Source organism: Oleiphilus sp. HI0079, from assembly GCF_001635105.1.
Window position 1 is genome coordinate 1 of record NZ_LWFT01000639.1, and the last position, 4,014, is coordinate 4,014.

General features: G+C 47.9%; 5 protein-coding genes and 1 pseudogene. 4 read left to right on the forward strand and 2 right to left on the reverse strand.

The features are described from left to right. Positions 1-359: LysE family translocator (locus A3750_RS11555; protein WP_156498526.1), on the forward strand; the 359-nt coding region annotated here is incomplete at its 5' end. Positions 360-970: 611 nt separating this feature from the next. Next, on the forward strand, positions 971-2,227 hold the full coding sequence (locus tag A3750_RS11560; protein WP_231871802.1) for a Fic family protein: 1,257 nt from the start codon (positions 971-973) through the stop codon (positions 2,225-2,227). 244 nt (positions 2,228-2,471) lie between these two features. Here A3750_RS11560 and A3750_RS11565 read toward each other — a convergent pair whose 3' ends face one another. Both A3750_RS11565 and A3750_RS26110 read right to left on the reverse strand, forming a co-directional pair. Next, entirely contained in the window at positions 2,472-2,684 is a 213-nt protein-coding gene (locus A3750_RS11565; protein WP_068454926.1) for a hypothetical protein, read from the reverse strand. Between the two features lie 304 nt (positions 2,685-2,988). Next, positions 2,989-3,234, reverse strand: coding sequence for a hypothetical protein (locus A3750_RS26110; protein ID WP_068454923.1), 246 nt, complete (start codon positions 3,232-3,234; stop codon positions 2,989-2,991). 163 nt (positions 3,235-3,397) lie between these two features. Between A3750_RS26110 and A3750_RS11575 the strand changes: the two genes are divergently transcribed. Further along, positions 3,398-3,565, forward strand: a complete 168-nt coding sequence (locus A3750_RS11575; RefSeq protein WP_156498527.1) for a hypothetical protein — start codon at positions 3,398-3,400, stop codon at positions 3,563-3,565. Between the two features lie 15 nt (positions 3,566-3,580). After that, positions 3,581-4,014 (forward strand): annotated as a pseudogene (locus A3750_RS11580) (MBL fold metallo-hydrolase); the annotation flags it as partial.

Consider the following 4,014-nt stretch of genomic DNA (forward strand, 5'->3'; position numbering starts at 1 on the left):
TAAAACTCATTCGGCCTGCAGCTGCGCAACCCCGTGCCGACAAGCCAGACAGCGACCCGCAACCTAACAGCAAAACCTCGCTATTTCATCAGGCTTTTTTGATGGGCATTAGCAACCCGAAAGACATCCTTTTCTTCATTGCCCTACTGCCGCAATTTGTCGCCCCCCAGGGCAACCTTCTGCTCCAACTGGTCATCATCGTTTGCTCCTGGTTTGTGGCCGATTGCTTGTGCAAACTTGCCTACGGACTTGCAGCGAAAAGCGTTTCGGGCATATTCACCAAGCCCAAAAACCAACGAAGGCTAGATCTCGTTTCTGCAGCGTTGTTTATTTCTGTCGCTATTGGGGCGGTTATTTAAGCAGATTGGTGATTAAAAAGAGTGAACCTTTTATCGGGTGATATAACGACATCGCCTCATCCTAAGCAGGCATCTTGAGCGCCTTCCAACGACAACGGTTTTCACCAAATACCAGCCATGCCGATCGAGGCAAAATTACAAGGGCTGTTGGTGAATAGCGGACTTAACAGACCTTTCGATATCGCATTCGCGTAATTTACTATCCAGAGCTAAATTAAATACAGTTAGGTCTCGGATCTGTTTATCCATCTGGAGTCGAATTCGGGTCGACCAAATTTGCGCCGGTTTCAATGGCGGTTTCAGCCCTGCCAGCTTTCCTTTATTCCATGGCCGGGATTTCAGTACGTATTCAGTGAAAACGGGTTCTTACGAACCTTCTATATGACGATGGGTTCGCAAATATTATGCTCTCTTAGGAGATAAGAAACGCTTACCGCAGAGATTGTTAATTGCCATAATCGATGGTACTTGTTGGTAAATGCTGTGACAGTTTTAGTCTGGCCAACAAAGTGGCCAATGAAACGGCCAAAATATAGCGTCAGAACAACAATGAAGATCAGATTTGTTTTGAATAATCAGATAGTTATGATTTTTATAAAGTGGCCAGTAAAGTGGCCAGTAAAGCGGCCATTATTGTTTGTTCAAAAGAGTTGGGCTGCTATAATCAATATATGTCTATTCTTGATATTACGCCATTCATCCCTAGCGATGCGGCTTTAGCCAAATCCGAGCTGCCCGACAAAGCAATGCGCTTGAGCACGCTATCGGCAAAGTTGAGTGGCCAGTTGTCTACGATCACAGCGGAAACCCTTGAGCGTCATATGCGGGTGGCTAACTCTTACTACTCGAATTTGATCGAGGGTAATGCCACTCGGCCCTACGAGATACGCGCCGCGCAACGAGGCGAGTACTCTTCTGATCCTGCCAAACGCGACTTGCAACAGGAATCATTAGCGCACATGGATGTCCAGAGATGGCTAAGCGAGCAGTCACTCGATCTGGACACCCTGTTCTCCTCAGAATTCATCCAAAACATTCATCGTGTGTTCTATGAGAACGTACCTGAACGTTTGTGGGAGCTTAAAAATAGTCAAGGTAATGTGATCGATGTCGTTGTGCCCGGTCAATATCGCCAAGCACTTGTTGAGGTTGGCCGACACATACCGCCGGATGCAGAAAAGCTATCGGATCTCATGACCGGATTTTGCGAGACCTTTCATCCTGATCATTTTCAAGGTGATCGTAAGCTCATTGCGATTATGGCCGCGCATCATCGATTCGCGTGGATACATCCGTTTTCAGATGGAAACGGTAGGGTCGGACGATTGTTCACTGATGCTGCTCTCAAGCTTACTGGTTTGGATAGCACGGGAGCGTGGTGTTTAAGCCGCGGTTTGGCTAGACAGTCCTCAATATACAAAAGTAAGTTGGCCGCGGCCGATGCACCGCGAAAGGGTGACTTTGATGGTCGAGGACAGCTCAGCGAATCCGCATTGATGAACTTTTGCGAATTCATGCTCGATTGTGCGATAGATCAAGTGAGCTACATCAGTGAACTTCTGGATCTGGCGAGTTTTCGAAAACGCATAAATGGATATGTGCAGGCGCGCAATGATGGACGCGTGAAGGGATTGGGCGAGCTCAAATCTATTGCATCTATCCTGCTGCATACCGCCTTTGTACAGGGTGAACTGGAGCGATCTCAGGCGATTGAAATGAGCGGAATGTCCGAGCGCACCGCACGCAGAATGCTGGGACAGCTGAAAGGTGAAGGGTTGCTCAGCGAAACAAGCACCCGTTCTCCGTTGCGTTGGGAAATACCGGAGCATGCCGAGCCCTGGTACTTCCCAGAACTTGTTCCAGCATGATTAGACAAAATAGATCTTCCAATTCTCTAGGCTTATGCATTGCCGTTTGGTGCAAATCCGATCAAAAGACTTTGGTTTGCGATATACATAAAAAAGACTGTTGTAACGTTAGCGCTAGATGCTTCAAGAGGAGCGGCCTTTCGTATATCTGACAGTTTCAGATAGTAATAAGTAATCGCGTTAGAGCAGATACATCATCCTCACTCTAACGCAATCCTTTGAAAGTTCTAGTTAGACAGGGGCATTATTCTCCAGTCACTAACACATCATCAATCCAGATTGCTTCTCCTGAATTCAAACCTGCCCCCTCGATCTTGAATTTCAGACCATTGATGAAGAAGTTAGGGGTCTGAGCGACATTATTCGTTCGGCTGTATTCAAGCCATGCTCGGTTCGCACCGTCGGCTAGGTTAGCAATAGATTGATAGCTATTACCGTTCCAGAGTTGTAGAACCAATTCGCACTAGCATCCCGTTATGACTGGTTAAGATTATTTATTATGAACTCTAAGGTCTGCTTCTCTCACATTTTAAAAGTGTCTACAGAAATGGGGTGATACTAGATCACTGACGTGATGGCAAATAGGGCTTTCCCTCATGTTTCTCCTGTATCACTAAGTATCCCGAATCAAGTCTGGGATGACGATAGAGTAGACTCAGGGTGCAGGTTATTAGACTCTAGGTAATGATCTTGATGGACCGATTTACTGCTTCTAGCTTTGGTATTGGTCAGCCATAACCCTCCTAAAACGACCAACACACCTACCCAGACACCAAGTGCATAGTGCTTTCAAAATAGAGCATGCCGATCATCAAGCCCGCTGCAAGGGCCACTGGAGGAACGCCTTCAGGCCATGCAAGCGTACGATAGACGTTTCCGACAGCGATTGATACAGGCACGTCCAATCCTACCAAGTACCAACGGAAGGTGGCGGAGGAAACCAATTCTAACTGCAACCAAACAATCCAGAAACAGCCGAAGCAGGCCGGCGCATTAGGAAACGCCACGTCGGCCGCCTCGCTGATTAAACAGTAACACTAGACATGCACACCAGTTGACCTTCACAGAGCTCCTCCCAGCCCAGCGGGTTAAACCCTTGCAAATCCAATCGAAATGAGTGAGCGTAAACTCACGAATACAAAAAATAAACGACTCAAAGGGGTTAACTCGATGAAACGCGTTCTTGTTCTCGCTGCAGCGGTCTTGGGCCTTTTTGCATCCAATTTAGCTTTGGCAAATACCGTTAAGGTGACCCCTTTAGGCAGTCATGACGGAGAGTTCTGCCGTCTCGACCGCGCACTGATTTTCGAAGATCCAGACGGCACGCGCATCCTCTAGGATGCTGGCCGAACTGTGGCAGGAAGTGATGATCCCCGGCTCGGGAAGATCGACGCCATACTGGTTAGCCATGTCCATCGTGACCACGTGGGCGACAAGCATATAACCGCCGTAAATGAAGGCAGTTGTGCCAAACCCGAGTTTAAAATAAGCGCCCTACCTGACTCTAACACGGTGAAAATTGCGGTCGCTAAAGAAGCAGATATTATCACCGGAAGTGAAATGCCAAAATTTTTCGCTAAACAACTTGCTTTGGCAGGTGGCGATGCGGCTAAAAGCCGCTTAGTTCGCTTTGGCGCTATGACGAGTAAAGGCGGCGTTCAAATCACAACCGTTCCGGCGGCACATAGTAATGGATTGGCTCCCGGGTTTCTGCGAGGTGACTTTGCAGAGCACCTTGCCGATGCAGGGGTCACAGCCTATGTTGGGCCGCCCACTGGTTATATTTT